We start from the raw sequence: 17418 nt of genomic DNA, 5'->3' as shown, positions 1-17418 counted from the left end.
GGCGCGTTAGCAAAGCGGTTATGTAGCGGATTGCAAATCCGTCTAGTCCGGTTCGACTCCGGAACGCGCCTCCACTTTCTTCCCTGGCCGGATGGTGGAATCGGTAGACACAAGGGATTTAAAATCCCTCGGCGTTCGCGCTGTGTGGGTTCAAGTCCCACTCCGGCTACCATGGGAAACAAAGAATAATCAAAGCAATAAGCAGTGTCGTGAAACCACCGAAAGGTGGTTTTTTTGTGTTTGAAATCTATGTTACTTATTAGTAATTGTCATTTTTCCCCGCCTGCCTACCGCACCATTTTTACTCTTCAATCATGAAGTGCTTTCTGGACAATGTCTTTTTACTTATGCCATTACGTAAATGTGATTATGTTACTGCTGGTGAAATGATGAAAAACGGCAGGAGTCGAGGTAACACTGGTGTATCGGTAGGCTTCATAAAAAAAAGCCTACATAAAGCAGGCGATAAGAATGATGCATAGTTATTATAATGATGGTAAAGCGTAACAGTTTTCTAAAATTAGAACCGTAAAATCCGATAGTTACAAATATTTAGAGGCTGCATCAAAGATTTCCTGTGAGGCCAGTTCCCGATCAGATGCAACATAGATAACCTCATGGTCACCTGTTAAGGACGGGAAACCTGCCGACATGATCTGTAGATTGACTTCTTCTCCGTTGGGATACGCTTCACGTATTGATGTAACCCCTTTAAGTACCGAGATAGTTTTGCAAGGTTTTCCATTAAAAAAAACGATCACTTTTTTCATATATCACCTTGTATTTTGTCGTTGTTTTTCAAGCCGCAAATTTCCAATGGGGTTCTATTTATATTTTTCCACAAAGGGACGTTTGCTTGCTAAAGGTCTCATCGTCGTCGTAGCGCAATGATAATATTACTTATCGCAGAGCATTACGTTGGCTGCCGCTGGGCCTTTATTACCGGCAATAATAGCGAATTCGACCTTTTGGCCTTCGAAAAGCGTATTGACACTTTCTTCCTGTAAGGCAGAAAAGTGAACAAATACATCTTTACTTCCATCGAGAGGGGAGATAAATCCAAAGCGCTTATCTTCGTTATACCACTTGACCAGACCTAAGATCCTGGATGACATAAAATACTCCATTTGAAGACGTTCAGAATAACAACGTTATGATAGGGAACGTATAAACGTATACGTATGAACTCAAAAGGAGGGGATATCAGAGATAGCGCCTGGTTAAGAGGACTGACTGGAAAAATACCGCATATAAAATATTGTATCGAACCAACGCGATCATTAAGGCATGGGATGGGCTAATAAGCAAATTTTATTTTTGCCCTTTGGGACCCGCTTAAGCCGACGTCACACCCCACCCAAATACGCCTTCCTCACCTCCTGATTGCCCAGCAGCTCCTCGCCGCTGCCGCTCAGGCGGATCTGCCCGTTAACCATCACATACCCGCGATCGGAAAGCTTCAGCGCGTGGTGCGCATTCTGCTCCACCAGGAAGATCGTCATCCCGTTGCGGGCCAGCTCGCGCAGCGTCTGGAAAATCTGTTTCACCACAATCGGGGCTAAGCCCAGGCTGGGCTCATCCAGCAACAGCAGCGTCGGACGGCTCATCAGCGCCCGGGCAATAGCCAGCATTTGCTGTTCTCCGCCGGACAGGGTCATCGCGCGCTGTTTACGCCGTTCTTTCAGGCGAGGGAACAGATCGAACATCGTTTGCATATCTTCGGCCGCAAACTGGTTGCCAATCGGGATGGTCCCCATCAGCAGGTTCTCTTCGACGGTCATATCCGGAAAGATACGTCTGCCTTCAGGTGCCTGCGCAATGCCGCCGGAGGCGACGTAGTGGGTGGATTTATGGCTGATGTCTTCGCCGTGATAAAGGATCTGTCCGTTGCGGATACGCGGCTGGCCAAAGATGGACATCAGTAATGTCGATTTACCCGCGCCGTTTGCGCCAATTAGCGCCACGGTTTCTCCTGTATTCACCTCAAGTGAGACCTGTTTCAGCGCCTGAATCACGCCGTAAAATACATCCACCTCGCGGAAGGCCAGCAGCGGTTCGCTCATAGGGTGACCTCGCTTTCATCCGTGCCAAGATAGGCGGCAATGACCTTTTCATCATGCTGGATCTGCGCGGGTTTCCCCCTGGCAATCACGTCACCGTGGTCGAGCACGATAATATCGTCCGAAATCTCCATCACCATCCCCATGTCATGCTCAATCAGTAATACCGTGATGTCATGATGATCCCGCAGAAAACGAATGATGCTGCTCAGCTTATGCGTTTCAACCGGGTTTAGCCCGGCGGCAGGTTCGTCGAGACAGATCATCTCCGGTCCGGTACACATTGCCCGGGCGATCTCCAGGCGCCGCTGCTGACCGTACGACATCTCTCCCGCCAGGCGATTGGCACAGTCCACCAGATCGACCACTTCCAGCCAGTAGAAAGCTCTGTCGAGGGCGTCGCTTTCCGCCCGACGGTAGGCCGGGGAATTAACGATCCCGGCGAGCAGATTACGGTTAACGCGCATATGCTGTGCGACCAGCAGATTTTCCACGACCGACATCTCGCGAAACAGACGGATGTTCTGGAAGGTGCGTGCCAGCCCGGCGCGGTTGACCAGGTGGGTTCCGCCAAACATTTTATAGAACAGACGCTGCCCGAACTGCGCGGGGTTAATCCAGTCACCCGGCTGAAATTTTTGCCCGAGTACCTGAATGACGTTGGTCGTCTTATTGCGGCTGGTAAATAAAATATTGCCGCCGGAGGCTCTGTAGAAGCCTGTCAGGCAGTTAAATACGGTGGTTTTTCCCGCCCCGTTTGGCCCAATCAGGGCAGTAATGGAACCGCGCTGCACGTCCAGGTTGACGTCGTTTAGCGCCTTAATCCCGCCGAAGTGCATCATCAGATGTTCAACGCGCAATATCGTTTCGTTCATGGCGCGACGCCCTTACGCACGGCAAATCCGCTGCGGTTAATGCGGATCAAACCGCGTGGACGCCAGATCATCATTACCACCATCAGCATGCCAAACAGCAGGACCCGGTACTCGGCAAAACTGCGCAGCAGTTCCGGCGTTACCGTCAGCACAAAGGCGGCCAGCACCACGCCAAGCGTAGACCCCATGCCGCCCAGTACCACAATGGCGAGGATCAGCGCGGATTCAAAGAAGGTAAACGATGTCGGGTTCACGAACCCCTGATAGGTGGCGAAGAATACCCCGGCGATGCCCGCAGTCGATGCGCCCAGCGTAAAGGCCGAAAGCTTGACCAGCACATGATTGAGCCCCATGGAGCGACAGGCAATTTCGTCTTCCCGCAGGGCTTCCCACGCCCGGCCGATCGGCATCCGCGTCAGGCGGTGCTTGATATAGAGCACAAGCATTACCACCAGAAACAGCACCGTATAGATAAAGATAAACTTCATGTTCGGGTTATAGGTGAGGTGGAAAAACTCGTGAAAAGGCACGCCGCCTTCTTTTGCGCGTCGTCCAAACTCAAGGCCGAAAAAGGTAGGAGGAGGGGCCGACACGCCATTAGGCCCGCCGGTGAACGTCAGCCAGTTGTTCAGGATCAGGCGAATGATCTCCCCGAACCCGAGGGTGACAATGGCCAGATAGTCACCGTGCATGCGCAGTACCGGAAAACCGAGCAGGGCGCCCGCGGCAGCGGCCATAATGGCCGCCAGCGGCAGCATGCTCCAGAAGCCTAAGCCGAGATACTGATACCCCAGCGCCAGGCCGTACGCACCAATCGCATAGAAAGCGACATACCCCAGATCCAGCAAACCCGCCAGACCCACGACGATGTTCAGCCCCAGCCCGAGAAGCACGTAGATCAGCCCGAGAATGGCGACGGTCAGCACATATTTGGTGGCGACAAACGGGAAGCAAATGGCAACGGCAATCACCAGGGGAATAATCCAGCGCATGCGGCTTTTGTATTCCGGTGGCCGGACATAAACACCTGCGCTGTCGGCTTCAAAACGTGCCTGGAAACGTGCGCCTGGGGCGGTACCTAAAAAAGCGCTCAGCAGAAAACGACCCAGCATAACGATGCCGACTATCCATGCGAGTCGCTGTCCGGCGAAGTTAAAGCTGTATCCGTCCAGCACCACGCCGGCAATCGGGCCAAAAATGATTAACGCAATCAGGCCGGAAAAAATGGCGTCCAGAATACAGCGCTTAAGCGAAAAACCGTGAGAGGTCATCGTATTCTCCTTCACACTTTGGCGACAATCGGGCGGCCAAGCAGACCCTGAGGGCGAAAAATCAGGATCAAGACCAGCAAGCCAAACGAGAACACATCTTTATAATCGGAGTTCACCATGCCGGAAAATTGTGCCTCGGCGACGCCCAGAATCAACCCACCGAGCATCGCGCCCGGCAGGGAGCCAATCCCGCCGAGCACCGCTGCGGTAAACGCCTTAATGCCAATCACAAACCCGACGTAGAAATCAAAGGTGCCGTAATTCATGGTGATGAGCACACCTGCCAGGCCCGCCATGGCTGCACCAATGACAAAGACCAGGGAGATAATCCGGTCGGTGTTGATCCCCAGAATGGAGGCCATTTTACGGTCCTGCTGTACCGCGCGGCACATCCGCCCCAGCCGGGTATGGTTGATTATCCAGGTCAGCACCAGCATGCCGGCAAACGAGGCGACCAGGATAAATACTTTGGTATACGTTATCTGCACAAAACCTTCGCCCAGATGCAGACGAAGTACGCCGTCGAGCATGGTTGGCACTCCTTGCTGGCGCGGCCCCTGGCTCAGCTGCGCGTAGTTTTGCAGGATAAGCGACATCCCGATGGCAGAGATAAGCGGCGCCAGGCGCGTAGAGTTCCGCAACGGCTTATAAGCAATACGCTCGATGGTCCAGCCGTACACCCCCGTAACGACAATGGTAAATACCAGCGTTCCCAGTATCAGCAGGGGGAATGACTGCAGGCCGAAGAAAGAGAGTAGCGCCAGGCCAATGGCGCAGAGGTAAGCGGAAATCATATACACTTCGCCGTGGGCGAAATTGATCATCCCGATAATGCCATACACCATGGTGTAGCCGATGGCGATGAGGCCGTAGACGGAGCCCAGCGTTAAGCCATTGATTAACTGCTGCAGGAAGAATGTACTCATCTTAGCGCGCTCGTTTTATAGGCTGCACGTGGTGTGCAGCCTGATGTTTATTACGCGCCGGCAGGCAGGCCCGCCGACGTTGAGCGTGATTCCGTCCCGTTACTGCACTTCCTTATATTTTCCTTTGTCGTCCCACTGGTAAACCACGTAGTCGGAGACTTTCAGATCGCCCTTGCTGTCCCAGGCTTTTTTACCCATCACCGTGTCGACCGTATTCGCTTTCAGCCACTCGCTGGCTTTGGCGGAGTCCTTGCCGCCCGTGGCTTTAAACGCAGCAGCAATGGCCTGCACGGAAGCATAGGAGTAGAGGGTGTAACCTTCCGGTTCGAATTTAGCGGCGCGGAATTTCTCAATCACTGCTTTACCGTCCGGGATCAGGCGCGGATCTTTACCGAAAGTCATATAAATGCCGTTGGTATACTGTGGGCCGCCCGCCGCCGTCACCATCTCTTCATTGACAATGCAGTCGCCGGAGAAGAATTTCGCCTGCACGCCCTGTTCACGCATCTGGCGAACCAGCGGACCGGCTTCCGGGTGACAGCCACCGAAGAACACCACGTCCGGTTTTTGCGCGCCAATCTTCGTCACCAGCGCGTTAAAGTCTTTTTCACCGCGCGATAACCCCTCGTACATCACATCCTTGACCCCGCGTTTCGCCAGTGCCGCTTTGGTGGCGTCTGCCAGCCCCTGCCCATAGGTGTCTTTATCGTGAATGATCGCCACGCGTTTGGCTTTCAGCTTATCAATGATGAAGTCGCTGGCAACCTGGCCCTGCTGGTCATCGCGGCCGCACATGCGGAACATATCGCTCATACCGCGTTCGGTGATCAGCGGGTTCGTCGAGCCGGGGGTAATGGAAAGGATCCCCGCATCGCTATACACCTCAGAGGCGGGCATAGTCGATGAGGAGCAGAAATGGCCGACAACGGCGTTGACTTTATCCTGGTCGACTAAGCGGTTGGCGACAGCCACGGCCTGTTTAGGCTCGCACGCATCATCACCCTGAACCAGCTTGATTTTCTCACCGTTAATCCCGCCGGCAGCGTTAATATCTTCAGCGGCCTGCGTTGCGCCGTGCCAGTACTGATCGCCATAGGTGGCATTGGGTCCCGTAAACGGCCCGGCGACACCAATCACGATATCTGCCCGGGCGGAAAACGCCGTCACCAGACAACCAGCTAACACAAGAGACAGGGGAGTTCTGATTAATTTCAGCGACATTATTATGTTCCTTAGCAAAGAGGTTTTTGCACCACGGCGTAAACCTGAACGCCCAGGGCGCAGCCAATCCAAAACACAGGCAAGAACAAAATGCACTAAACGAACGGCATCCTGCATGATACGGCGAGGTTTCCATGCGCAGCGTCGCGCGAAGAACAGCAAGCAAAAACGTTGCCAGAATGGTTAACCCCTTGACGGGGTTATGACATCTTTGAGTATAGAGCGCCGCGTTCTGCCGCCCTGCGGCAGGAGAAGAAATTACAGCGGAGATCACATATCGTTAACATTAAAGCCCATAAGTTGTGCAAGGGTCACGATTTGCACACTTTTGCAGCAATAAAGACCTAAACTTCAGCCGGGAACGGCGTGAGAACTGTGTTAGGATCTTTTCCTTTTTATCAGGAGTGTCCGCGATGACGGAAGGTCCATTAAATGAAAGCGAAATGGCATGGCTGGAAGAGACTCTCATGTCTTACGGCCATGACGATGCGTCCGTGATTGATGTATCCGAACTGGACGGCATGCTTACCGCAGTGCTTTCCGGCCCTGTTGTCGTTGAGCCAGATACCTGGCTGGTGGCCGTGTGGGGCGGGGAGAAATACATTCCGCGCTGGAAAAACGATCGTGAAATGAACCGTTTTATCGATCTCTGCTTTAAGCATATGAACGACATTGCTGAGCGGCTGAGCGAATACCCGGACCAGTTTGAGCCGATGTTTGGATATAACGACGTCGACGGTGAGAGCTACACCGTGGTGGAAGAGTGGTGCTATGGCTATATGCGCGGCGTGGCGTTGACGGACTGGTCAGCCTTGCCGGAGTCTCTGAAGGCCGATCTCGAAGTGATTGCCCTGCACGGTACGGAAGAGAACAGCGAGAAGCTGGATGAACTGAGCGAAGCAGACTATATCGCCAGCATTGAGCGCATCCAGCCAGCGGCACTGCGTTTATATCAATACTGGGTAGATAACCCGCAGCAGCCGGAAGCAAAGAAGCCGATTGTGAACGGCACGAAGGTCGGGCGTAACGATCCGTGTCCTTGCGGCAGCGGGAAGAAGTTTAAGAGCTGCTGTTTGCATTGATAAAAAAGGGGCTAAAGATAGCCCCTTTTTTATTTAACCCACTTCCGGCAACATGCCGGCGGCAATCAATACCTGCACCAGAATAATCACCACCCCACAGCTAAACACAATGCCCAGCAGCGGTTTTCCTCCCGCCACGCGGTACCCCTGCTGAGGATGCTGCTGGCGGCTCTTCCATGCCAGCAGGGAAGGGAGTAACAGTGCCAGGATCGACAGCGCCACGCCGGCGTAACCCAGCGCCATCACAAACCCGCGTGGGTAAAACAGCGCAAACGCGAGCGGCGGCAGGAAAGTAATTACCCCCGTCTGTAACCGTCCGCTAACCGTATTGCGACGCTGGAACAGGTCGGCCAGGTAATCAAACAGGCCGAGCGCCACGCCCAGGAACGAGGTCGCCAGCGCCAGGTCGGCAAACAGGTGGACCGCCAGCTCCACGTGAGGAGACGTGACGACCTCGCGCAGTGCCAGCAGAAAACCATTCAGGCCAGCGTGCTGCGCCATGAGTCCAATAAAGGTTGAAGAGTCAATGCTGCCCAGCGTCACCAGTTGCCAGAAAATATAGGCGATGAGGGGGATCGCGCTGCCGATAACAAACACGCGGCGCAGCTTGCGAATATCGCCGTTCATATAGCTGACAATACTCGGTACGCTGCCGTGGAAGCCAAACGAGGTGAAAATCACCGGGATAGCGGAAAGCGCGAGCCCTTTTTCCAGCGGCAGCGTCAGCAGATTAACCTTGTGCACATGCGGTGCCAGCAGGACCAGCATGACAATCAGAAACAGAATTTTGGCGCTGAAGAGAAAACGGTTGAACAGATCGACCAGCGAGGTCCCCACGCAGACCACGCCGCCGCCGATGAGCGCAAAGAAGATTGCTCCCGTCGCCGGGGTAATGTCAGAGCCAAACCAGTCATTGACGCTGGAGGCAATGAGCTCCCCGGCCCCGCTAATATACGCGGCAGTCAGGGCGTACATCAGGAACATCATACTAAAGCCGGTTATCCACTGACCGTAGCGTCCCAGGTAGCGCGCCGCCAGTGAACCCAGCCCGGTGTCGGCGGGCACATGCTGGTAAACCTCAAGCAACAACAGCGCGGTGTAACACATCAGCGCCCAGAGTGTGCCAAGAAGCAGCAGCGTCATCCCGAATCCCACACCTGCAGCAGCCAGGGGCATTGCCAGCATTCCTGCGCCAATCGTCGTTCCGGCGACGATAAAAATACTTCCCAGGGTTCTGTTTTTCACGCTTTCCTCTACAACGATGGTGAATCGCGACAATTTCTGCGGCGCAGAGTAAGGTAAAAGCCGTTATTCGTCAAATCACCGTTACAAGGTGTGTAATGAAATATTTACAGGTTAGGCGTACTGTGATCCTTAATGGGGCGATGCCTACTTCATAAGAGCAATGTCACGGCGCAAATTTCAGGCGTAACGTAAACAACTCGTGCAAATAATAAAATAATGTGAGGGTTTTTTATGGCGGGGGAGAATCCATTTACAGCGGCATGGAGCCGGGGAGGCAATCTGTTGTGCCATGGACACTGGATAATGAGCTGGCAGAACCAGCCTCTGACGCTGCCTGAGTCCCGCCGCGAAAAGGATATGGGCACCTGGGCAATCTATTCGGTTATTGATCCTGAAGATGAAACCTTTGCACAAGGCTTACAGGAAGATGAGTGGATTATCGAAAACGTTGACTGGCTGACAGACCTGTTTTTCGAGGTGGGTATTCCGCTTGAGACGGCCAGCTACCGCTATTTTTATCAGGCCGTCAATCCCCATGACTGGCGCTGTACCAGCTGCGCAGGATGTATGTAAATTAACGCGGTGCAGGAAACCCGCACCGCGTTGAAATTAATTCTGTGTATCGAGAGTGGAAAGTTCTTTATCAATAAAGTAAAGACCTTCACCTGATTTACCCACCAGGGATAATTTATCCAGCACGGATTTAAACAGCTTCTCTTCTTCATGCTGTTCTGCCACGTACCATTGCAGGAAATTAAAGGTTGGATAATCCTGGCTGGTCATTGCCGCATGAACCAGTTCGTTAATTTTCTGCGTGATCAGCTGTTCGTGCTCGTAGGTGGCGCGGAACAGTTCATCGAGAGAATTATACTCGGCAAAAGGCGAGGCCACGGTCTCAATGCGCGGCAGGCTGCCGGTGTCGGTCAGATAATCAAACAGGCGCTGCATGTGGGTCATCTCTTCCTGCGCATGGCGACGCAGAAACGCGGCCGCACCTTCAAAGCTGTGGTAGCTGCACCAGGCGCTCATCTGCTGGTAGAGAAGGGATGAAAAGAGCTCAAGGTTCATTTGCGCATTGAGCTTGTCGATCATTTCAGTTTTCAGCATGGTGACGCTCCGGGTTATTATTACTGGTTCACAATGAGCGACACTATAATTTGTTATTTAATTATTTGCAAAACGTAAAATAAATATTCATTACTTCAAAATACGAATGGGAATAAAACGCATTGTCGGTTTTATATTAATGCGAATTGTTTTTGTTCTTAGTTAAATAAAGTGCCAGCAAACGCTGGCAGCTTGGATTAATACCAGGGATTATTTGACTTAGGGTTAACGGCATAACCCATACATTTATACTGAATGGTCACGCTTTCGTTAAGGCACAAAGAGCCGCTTATCAGCGTACAGGTTTTGACGGGTTGCCCGTAGGCAGACGCTGTGGCATACCCCATACCCTGGCAGGCTTTCACTGCGGTGCCGTTATTTACATATTCGTCAGACCAGGCATTTTGCAGCACGGCCTGACCGTAATCGAGGCGGACAATGCCGTTTGGTGCGTCGAGGCTACTGATTTCCGCCTGACGGTTAACGCTGCATCCCGCGAGCAGCAGGATCGTACCGGCTACGATGACTCTTTTCATGGTTCGCTCTGAGTGGATGGAGATACGTTATCGTACCCGCAGAGACGTAGCCCAATGCCAGGAATAGCCGGACGATCTGCCTTCTCTCTTTGATTTTGTTCGCGGTTTTGCTGGCTAACAGGTGTTGCAGTAAATTGAATTGTGATGTACATCACAAAAACATTGATTTTTGTGATGGTGGTCATATTATAGGCGCATTGACGATAAAGCTGTATGACAAGTTAATGGAGCATCACAATGAAACTGCGCAAAATCCTCAAAAGTATGTGGGCCAATTACTGCCGCACCTTTAAAGACGTGCCGCCGGGCGCCATGTTCTGATAAAAAAAACCTGCTTCGGCGGGTTTTTTTGTCCCTGCTGGTGACGAAGGGGAGATGTCAGGGGCTGCGTTTTGATACTATGGCGGCCTTTAAATAAGGAGAAGCCCCATGTCACAAAACCTGAGCGCCGATCAGGAACTGGTCTCTGACGTTGTTGCCTGTCAGCTGGTTATTAAGCAAATCCTTGATGTTCTGGATGTTATTGCCCCGGTTGAAGTCCGCGAGAAGATGTCCACACAGCTGAGAAACATTGATTTCACCAGCCATCCTGCCGCCGCTGACCCGGTGACGCTTCGTGCGATCCAGAAAGCGATCGCGCTGATTGAGCTGCGCTTCACCCCGCAGGGCGAGTCGCATTAATATCTGCAAACGGGCGACCGCGTAAGTCGCCCGTTGATGCCTTTAAAAGAAAGTCTGTACCAGCAGGTAGCTCGCCGCACACGCGCAGCTCACACCGATTAATCCGGGCAGAATGAAGCTGTGGTTAATGATGAATTTGCCGATGCGGGTGGTTCCTGAGCGATCGAAGCCGATGCAGGCTAAATCACTGGGATAGGTCGGCAGAACAAAATAGCCGTATGACGCCGGGAAAAAGGCGATCAGCATTTTTGGATCGATCCCCAGCATCAGCCCCATTGGCGCCACGGCCGTCAGGGCAGCCGCCTGGCTGTTCACCAGCTTCGACACCAGGAAAAGCACGATGGCATACGTCCACGGATGGCTTTTCACCACGCCTTCCAGCGCCAGTTTTAACTCGTCGAGATGCGCCTGGAAAAAGGTATCGCTCATCCACGCCACCCCGAACACCGAGAAAATCGCCACCATACCGGCCTTAAATACCGCGCCGTTAGAAATGGCTGAGGCATTGACCTTGCAGGCCATCAGCATCACGGCACCGGCAATGAGCATCATCATCTGAATGACCAGGTTCATCGACAGCGCCGTCATTTTGCCTTTCAGCTCGAAGGCGGGGCGCAGTTCGGGGAAGGCCCCGAGCAGGACAACCACGGCAATACCGGCAAAGAAAATCCAGGTCGACCAGTAAGCCTGCTTCGGAAAACGTTGATTCATTAACGTCTCCGTACCGCCATAGATAAACTCGCGCTGCTTTGGATCTTTTAGTTTTTCCTGAAACTCCCTGTCGTCAGACAAATCTTTCCCGCGGCGTAAACTCCACAGGGCAGCAATGGCGACACCAAAAAGTGAAGCGGGAACCGACACGGCGAGTATTTCCAGGATCCCCCACGCGTGACCGATCCCATGCTGGGCGGCCAGGATGGAGACCAGCGAGACGACGGCGACGGAAACCGGTGATGCCGTGATTGCCATCTGCGATGCTACCGATGCCACGGCCATTGGGCGCTCGGGTCGGATCCCTTTTTTCAGGGCGATATCCGCAATGATGGGGAACATGGTGTAGACCACATGGCCGGTACCGCAGAGAAAGGTCAGCATCCAGGTGGTAAACGGGGCGAGAAGCGTGATGTGCTGCGGATGTTTGCGCAGGAGGCGTTCGGCAAATTGCATCATGACATTGAGCCCGCCGGCAGTTTGCAGGGTGGCTGCACAACCAGTCACGGCGAGAATGGTCAACATCACGTCAACCGGCGGCTTGCCGGGCTGGAGACCAAAGACAAAACACAAAATAAAAAGGCCAATCCCGCTGATTAACCCAAGCCCCATGCCGCCGAAACGTGTACCCGTCAGCAGGCAGAGGAGAATGACAATAAACTCAATGGTGATCATGCTGCTCCCTCATCAATGATTATGTAATTAAATAAATCATTACATGTTGTGTGGTTAATCATTGGGAGCGAGATCTGATTTGTTAAATCTCAGCAAAAGCAGAAGGTTGGCGCAGGGAAGGTAACCTGCTCCGAACGGGAGCAGGTCAAAAGTGTCAGTGATGCTGCACTGTGACAATGTCGAGCAGGTGGCGATCGGTTTGTTCCGGGCACAAACCTGCCTGTTGCGCATTATGGATCTCGTCCGCAAGGGTTTTCAGCAGCATTCCGTCCTGCTGCTGCTCTTTATCCATATCGCGCAGGAATTTCAGCGTGGTCATGTCATGCTGCGCTCTGGCTTCATCGGCCAGCTTGTTGAGCGTCGTGCAACGCTGTTCATACTCTTCCAGCGTCTTTTCAAACAATTCTTCCAGAGAAGAGTAATTATCGTTGATCCCCTCCAGGGCTTTAACAACCGGGTTTGCCCCCGCCGCTTTCAGGAAATTAAAGACGCGCATCATGTGGGTGACGTTGCTTTGGGCCTGTGAACGAAAGAACGTGGCAGAGCCCGTAAGGCTTTTCTCGGAACACCACGCACTGAGGTAAAGGTGCAGATTTGAGGCGTAAAACTCAAGGTTCATCTGCGCGTTAAGTTTTTGCATCATCGTTTGGGTAGCCATACTCATATCCTTATAGACTGTGGGACGTGATGTCCGTTGCTTAACCTGAGCGCCAGGCAAATACGAAGAAATAGAGCAGAAAAAGAGATTCTGCAGTGCCAAAGCTGACCGAAATTCACTTCCTGTGTTCGATATAAATAAGCATACCGTTGTCTTTAATTTAAGAAAAGTCTTAATCCCGCTGTTTTTACCATACATTACAAAATTTAATATAGTACAAATATGCAAATAGTTTCCCATGAAATGAAATCATTCTATCTTACTGATAGTTAAGGGGGAGTGTGTTTTTAATGTTGCGGTTTGTCTTTCGGGGGGATTGCGTCGGAATAATTATCTGGGAAAGCAAGAAATACAGATAATTCATTTCGCATATATGATGTTTCATTAAAATTGCGCTAAATCAATTTTTGCCGGGAAATATATTTTCAGCGCGAGTGTGTTTTTTTGATGGAAAGCAGGATGTTCCTTTCAACCCTTAGCCCCGGCGTGACAGGTCTACTGGCATCAGGGACTTCTTAGCTAATCTTATGGATAATTCTGCTCACACTTCTTTTATTTGTCTGACAAATCCTGCCTTTTTTATGTCATTTTTCGCTGAATTTATGTACGCAATTACTGTAATTCTGCGGTGTGATGGGGCTCTCTTATGGATGATTAATTTCCCGCTAAAACTATCACCAGCAATAACGCTTATGACGAGGTAAGCGCTAATGCCTTGTTTTAAGTCCGATTAAATAAGAAGCACGCAAATATTCCCTACAGAAAAGAATGCTAAAGCTGGAGTTAACCATGCACAAATTTACTAAAGCGCTGGCGGCCATCGGTCTGGCTGCCGTTATGTCACAATCCGCTATCGCTGAGAATTTAAAACTCGGTTTTCTGGTAAAACAGCCCGAAGAACCCTGGTTCCAGACCGAGTGGAAATTCGCAGATAAAGCCGGGAAAGATTTAGGTTTTGAAGTGATTAAAATCGCCGTGCCCGACGGTGAGAAAACGCTGAACGCCATCGACAGCCTGGCGGCCAGCGGTGCAAAAGGTTTTGTTATCTGTACACCGGATCCGAAACTGGGGTCCGCCATTGCGGCGAAAGCCCGCGGTTACGACATGAAAGTCATTGCCGTTGACGATCAGTTCGTGAATGCCAAAGGCAAACCGATGGACAGCGTGCCGCTGGTCATGATGGCGGCGACCAAAATCGGCGAACGTCAGGGTCAGGAACTCTATAAAGAGATGCAGAAACGCGGATGGGATGTGAAAGAGACCGCCGTCATGGCCATTACCGCTGATGAGCTGGACACGGCACGTCGTCGCACGACGGGCTCAATGGACGCGCTGAAAGCGGCCGGATTCCCGGAGAAACAGATCTATAAAGTCCCGACCAAATCCAACGATATCCCGGGGGCATTTGACGCCGCGAACTCCATGCTGGTTCAGCACCCGGAAGTGAAGCACTGGCTGGTGGTCGGTATGAACGATAACACCGTGCTGGGTGGGGTCCGTGCGACAGAAGGCCAGGGCTTTAAAGCGCCCGATGTGATCGGAATTGGCATCAACGGCGTTGACGCCGTCAGTGAGCTTTCCAAAGCGCAGGCCACCGGCTTCTACGGTTCTCTGCTGCCAAGCCCGGATGTCCACGGCTACAAATCCAGCGAAATGCTCTACAACTGGGTAACCAAAGGCGCTGAACCGCCGAAATTTACCGAAGTGACCGACGTGGTGCTGATCACCCGCGACAACTTCAAAGAGGAACTGGCGAAAAAAGGACTGGGCGGTAAGTAATACGCTGTGATTGTGCCCCTTACTCGCCGTAAGGGGCCAGACGTACAGACTACAGGAATCACGGAGTCGTTATGCAACAGTCTCATCCCTATCTCTCTTTTCGCGGCATCGGGAAAACGTTCCCCGGTGTTAATGCGCTGACCGATATCAGCTTTGACTGCTATGCCGGACAGGTTCACGCCCTGATGGGGGAAAACGGAGCGGGGAAATCCACGCTGTTAAAAATCCTCAGCGGCAACTACGCGCCAACAACCGGCACGCTGGCTATTCGCGGCGAAGAGATGGCCTTTGCCGATACCACGGCGGCGCTTAATGCCGGGGTGGCCATTATCTATCAGGAATTGCACCTTATTCCCGAGATGACCGTGGCGGAAAATATCTATTTAGGCCAGCTTCCGCACAAAGGCGGCGTGGTGAACCGTTCGCTACTTAATTATGAAGCGGGGCTGCAGCTTAAACATCTTGGTCTGGATGTCGATCCCCAGACGCCGCTGAAATATCTCTCCATCGGCCAGTGGCAGATGGTTGAAATTGCCAAGGCGCTGGCGCGCAACGCCAAAATTATTGCTTTCGATGAACCCACCAGCTCGCTCTCCAAGCGTGAAATCGAAAACCTGTTCCGCGTGATCCGCGAGTTGCGACAGGAAGGACGCACCATTTTGTATGTCTCGCACCGCATGGAAGAGATATTTGCCCTGAGCGATGCCATTACCGTTTTTAAAGATGGGCGCTATGTGCGCACCTTTAGCGATATGCAGCAGGTTAACCATGACCAGCTTGTTCAGGCGATGGTCGGGCGCGATCTGGGCGATATCTATCACTGGAAGCCGCGCGAGTATGGCCCTGAACGCCTGCGGCTGGAAAACGTGAAAGCGCCAGGCGTGAGAACACCGGTTTCATTATCCGTCCGCAGCGGCGAGATCGTCGGGCTGTTTGGCCTGGTAGGGGCGGGGCGCAGCGAATTAATGAAAGGCTTGTTCGGGGGTACCCGCATTTCCGCAGGGCGGGTCTCCATCGACGGTGAGCAGGTTGATATCCAGAAACCCGCCCACGCGATCAGGGCAGGAATGATGCTCTGTCCGGAAGACCGCAAAGCGGAAGGGATCATTCCGGTGCATTCGGTGCGTGACAACATCAATATTTCCGCCCGCCGTAAGTTTATTCGCGCGGGTTGCCTGATAAACGACAGCTGGGAGTCGAGCAATGCCGACCACCATATTCGCTCGCTGAATATTAAAACGCCCGGCCCGGAACAGCTGATTATGAATTTGTCAGGGGGGAACCAGCAGAAGGCCATTTTAGGCCGCTGGTTGTCGGAAGACATGAAGGTCATTTTGCTGGATGAGCCGACGCGCGGTATCGATGTGGGCGCAAAACACGAGATTTATAACGTGATCTATGAACTGGCAAAACGCGGCGTGGCGGTACTTTTCGCCTCCAGCGATCTGCCGGAGGTGCTTGGCGTTGCCGACCGCATTGTGGTGATGCGTGAAGGCGAAATCGCCGGTGAATTACTTCATGAACAGGCGAATGAACAACAGGCGTTGAACCTCGCCATGCCTAAAGTCAGCCAGGCAGTCGCCTGAGTAAGGAGTTAATGATGTCCTCTGTTACTACATCCGGAGCGCCGAAGTCGGCTTTTAGTTTTGGTCGTATCTGGGATCAGTACGGCATGCTGGTGGTCTTTGCCGCACTTTTCGTCGCCTGTGCGATCTTCGTCCCTAACTTTGCCACTTTCATTAATATGAAAGGATTGGGCCTGGCCATTTCCATGTCCGGCATGGTGGCCTGCGGTATGCTGTTCTGTCTGGCCTCCGGTGATTTCGATCTGTCGGTGGCCTCTGTTATCGCCTGTGCGGGCGTGACCACCGCCGTGGTGATCAACATGACAGAAAGCTTGTGGATTGGCGTGCTGGCGGGTCTGTTACTCGGCGTGCTTAGCGGCCTGGTGAACGGTTTTGTCATTGCTCGTCTGAAGATTAACGCCCTGATCACCACGCTTGCGACGATGCAAATTGTGCGAGGTCTGGCCTATATCATCTCCGACGGTAAAGCGGTCGGGATTGAGGACGAGCGCTTCTTTACGCTGGGTTACGCCAACTGGCTGGGCCTGCCTGCGCCAATCTGGCTCACCGTGGCCTGCCTGATCCTGTTCGGCTTCCTGCTCAACCGGACCACGTTTGGCCGCAATACTCTGGCGATCGGGGGCAATGAAGAAGCCGCACGTCTGGCCGGTGTGCCGGTGGTGCGCACCAAGATTATTATCTTTGTCCTCTCGGGACTGGTTTCTGCCGCCGCCGGGATTATTCTGGCCTCGCGTATGACCAGCGGCCAGCCAATGACCTCGATTGGTTATGAGCTGATCGTCATTTCTGCCTGCGTTTTAGGGGGTGTTTCCCTCAAGGGTGGCATCGGAAAAATCTCATATGTGGTGGCCGGTATCCTGATTTTAGGGACGGTAGAGAACGCCATGAACCTGCTGAATATTTCGCCGTTCTCTCAGTACGTGGTGCGTGGTCTGATCCTGCTGGCGGCGGTGATATTCGACCGTTACAAGCAAAAAGCAAAGCGTACCGTGTAACCCCGACGCT

20 protein-coding genes and 2 tRNA genes are annotated in these 17418 nt (G+C 52.7%); 9 read left to right on the top strand and 13 right to left on the bottom strand.

Annotated features, from left to right (window positions below; all coding sequences use genetic code 11):
* Positions 1 to 74: transfer RNA gene (locus tag AAER43_RS14360), tRNA-Cys, on the top strand.
* 11 nt (positions 75 to 85) lie between these two features.
* Positions 86 to 172 (top strand) — tRNA-Leu (locus AAER43_RS14355).
* A 370-nt stretch (positions 173 to 542) separates the two neighbouring features.
* On the opposite strand, the gene AAER43_RS14350 is transcribed toward AAER43_RS14355, so the two are convergent.
* The 7 genes from AAER43_RS14350 to AAER43_RS14320 form a co-directional block, all read right to left on the bottom strand.
* Positions 543 to 770 carry a hypothetical protein gene (locus tag AAER43_RS14350; RefSeq protein WP_047625762.1) on the bottom strand — a complete coding sequence of 76 codons (228 nt, stop codon included), beginning with the start codon at positions 768 to 770 and terminating at the stop codon, positions 543 to 545.
* A 126-nt stretch (positions 771 to 896) separates the two neighbouring features.
* Positions 897 to 1115: a cold shock domain-containing protein gene (locus AAER43_RS14345; RefSeq protein ID WP_023337451.1), complete on the bottom strand. Its 219-nt coding sequence runs from the start codon at positions 1113 to 1115 to the stop codon at positions 897 to 899.
* Positions 1116 to 1346: 231 nt separating this feature from the next.
* Entirely contained in the window at positions 1347 to 2063 is a 717-nt protein-coding gene (locus AAER43_RS14340) for an ABC transporter ATP-binding protein (protein WP_057057820.1), read from the bottom strand.
* The gene (locus AAER43_RS14335) at positions 2060 to 2935 is read right to left on the bottom strand and encodes an ATP-binding cassette domain-containing protein (RefSeq protein ID WP_014884373.1); all 876 of its coding nucleotides are present in this window, start codon (positions 2933 to 2935) and stop codon (positions 2060 to 2062) included. The genes AAER43_RS14340 and AAER43_RS14335 overlap by 4 nt, the downstream gene beginning before the upstream one ends.
* Positions 2932 to 4206, bottom strand: a complete 1275-nt coding sequence (gene livM / locus AAER43_RS14330; RefSeq protein WP_045135359.1) for a high-affinity branched-chain amino acid ABC transporter permease LivM — start codon at positions 4204 to 4206, stop codon at positions 2932 to 2934. Before livM ends, AAER43_RS14335 begins: the two co-directional genes overlap by 4 nt.
* A gap of 11 nt (positions 4207 to 4217) precedes the next feature.
* Complete coding sequence (locus AAER43_RS14325) at positions 4218 to 5132, bottom strand: branched-chain amino acid ABC transporter permease (protein WP_014884371.1); 915 nt, start codon at positions 5130 to 5132, stop codon at positions 4218 to 4220.
* A 99-nt stretch (positions 5133 to 5231) separates the two neighbouring features.
* Positions 5232 to 6353, bottom strand: a complete 1122-nt coding sequence (locus tag AAER43_RS14320) for a branched-chain amino acid ABC transporter substrate-binding protein (RefSeq protein WP_032636165.1) — start codon at positions 6351 to 6353, stop codon at positions 5232 to 5234.
* Positions 6354 to 6766: 413 nt separating this feature from the next.
* On the opposite strand from AAER43_RS14320, the gene AAER43_RS14315 reads away from it, so the two are divergent.
* On the top strand, positions 6767 to 7435 hold the full coding sequence (locus tag AAER43_RS14315) for a YecA family protein (RefSeq protein ID WP_023330747.1): 669 nt from the start codon (positions 6767 to 6769) through the stop codon (positions 7433 to 7435).
* Positions 7436 to 7468: 33 nt separating this feature from the next.
* On the opposite strand, the gene tyrP is transcribed toward AAER43_RS14315, so the two are convergent.
* The gene (gene tyrP, locus AAER43_RS14310; protein WP_023338447.1) at positions 7469 to 8680 is read right to left on the bottom strand and encodes a tyrosine transporter TyrP; all 1212 of its coding nucleotides are present in this window, start codon (positions 8678 to 8680) and stop codon (positions 7469 to 7471) included.
* A gap of 231 nt (positions 8681 to 8911) precedes the next feature.
* Between tyrP and AAER43_RS14305 the strand changes: the two genes are divergently transcribed.
* A complete protein-coding gene (locus tag AAER43_RS14305; RefSeq protein ID WP_032636168.1) occupies positions 8912 to 9253 on the top strand; it encodes a hypothetical protein in 342 nt (113 codons plus the stop codon).
* A 36-nt stretch (positions 9254 to 9289) separates the two neighbouring features.
* Here AAER43_RS14305 and ftnA read toward each other — a convergent pair whose 3' ends face one another.
* The 3 genes from ftnA to AAER43_RS14290 form a co-directional block, all read right to left on the bottom strand.
* Positions 9290 to 9787: a non-heme ferritin gene (gene ftnA, locus AAER43_RS14300; RefSeq protein ID WP_014884366.1), complete on the bottom strand. Its 498-nt coding sequence runs from the start codon at positions 9785 to 9787 to the stop codon at positions 9290 to 9292.
* Positions 9788 to 9984: 197 nt separating this feature from the next.
* Positions 9985 to 10323 (bottom strand): YecR family lipoprotein, encoded by a 339-nt coding sequence (gene yecR / locus AAER43_RS14295; protein ID WP_014884365.1) that lies wholly within the window; start codon positions 10321 to 10323, stop codon positions 9985 to 9987.
* Positions 10320 to 10508 carry a hypothetical protein gene (locus tag AAER43_RS14290; RefSeq protein ID WP_133255919.1) on the bottom strand — a complete coding sequence of 63 codons (189 nt, stop codon included), beginning with the start codon at positions 10506 to 10508 and terminating at the stop codon, positions 10320 to 10322. The genes yecR and AAER43_RS14290 overlap by 4 nt, the downstream gene beginning before the upstream one ends.
* A 52-nt stretch (positions 10509 to 10560) precedes the next feature.
* Here AAER43_RS14290 and azuC point away from each other — a divergent pair, with 52 nt between their 5' ends.
* The gene (gene azuC / locus AAER43_RS14285; RefSeq protein ID WP_014884364.1) at positions 10561 to 10644 is read left to right on the top strand and encodes a stress response protein AzuC; all 84 of its coding nucleotides are present in this window, start codon (positions 10561 to 10563) and stop codon (positions 10642 to 10644) included.
* 108 nt (positions 10645 to 10752) lie between these two features.
* A complete protein-coding gene (locus AAER43_RS14280) occupies positions 10753 to 11004 on the top strand; it encodes a DUF2766 family protein (RefSeq protein ID WP_014884363.1) in 252 nt (83 codons plus the stop codon).
* A gap of 42 nt (positions 11005 to 11046) precedes the next feature.
* Here AAER43_RS14280 and AAER43_RS14275 read toward each other — a convergent pair whose 3' ends face one another.
* Together AAER43_RS14275 and AAER43_RS14270 are read right to left on the bottom strand one after the other, a co-directional pair.
* Positions 11047 to 12390, bottom strand: coding sequence for an anaerobic C4-dicarboxylate transporter (locus tag AAER43_RS14275; protein WP_057057821.1), 1344 nt, complete (start codon positions 12388 to 12390; stop codon positions 11047 to 11049).
* A gap of 154 nt (positions 12391 to 12544) precedes the next feature.
* Positions 12545 to 13048 carry a non-heme ferritin-like protein gene (locus AAER43_RS14270; RefSeq protein ID WP_014884361.1) on the bottom strand — a complete coding sequence of 168 codons (504 nt, stop codon included), beginning with the start codon at positions 13046 to 13048 and terminating at the stop codon, positions 12545 to 12547.
* A gap of 789 nt (positions 13049 to 13837) precedes the next feature.
* On the opposite strand from AAER43_RS14270, the gene araF reads away from it, so the two are divergent.
* From araF to araH, 3 genes are all read left to right on the top strand, one after another.
* Positions 13838 to 14827 (top strand): arabinose ABC transporter substrate-binding protein AraF, encoded by a 990-nt coding sequence (araF, locus tag AAER43_RS14265; RefSeq protein WP_008500409.1) that lies wholly within the window; start codon positions 13838 to 13840, stop codon positions 14825 to 14827.
* A 71-nt stretch (positions 14828 to 14898) separates the two neighbouring features.
* Entirely contained in the window at positions 14899 to 16413 is a 1515-nt protein-coding gene (gene araG, locus AAER43_RS14260) for an L-arabinose ABC transporter ATP-binding protein AraG (RefSeq protein ID WP_014884359.1), read from the top strand.
* A 14-nt stretch (positions 16414 to 16427) separates the two neighbouring features.
* Positions 16428 to 17408, top strand: coding sequence for an arabinose ABC transporter permease AraH (gene araH, locus AAER43_RS14255; protein WP_014884358.1), 981 nt, complete (start codon positions 16428 to 16430; stop codon positions 17406 to 17408).
* The last annotated feature ends 10 nt before the right edge of the window (positions 17409 to 17418 follow it).

The organism is Enterobacter sp. FUJ80071 (assembly GCF_038739915.1).
GTDB lineage: Bacteria > Pseudomonadota > Gammaproteobacteria > Enterobacterales > Enterobacteriaceae > Enterobacter > Enterobacter kobei.
The sequence above is the reverse complement of the archived record's forward strand: the minus strand, read 5'-3'. Positions and strand labels throughout refer to the sequence as shown.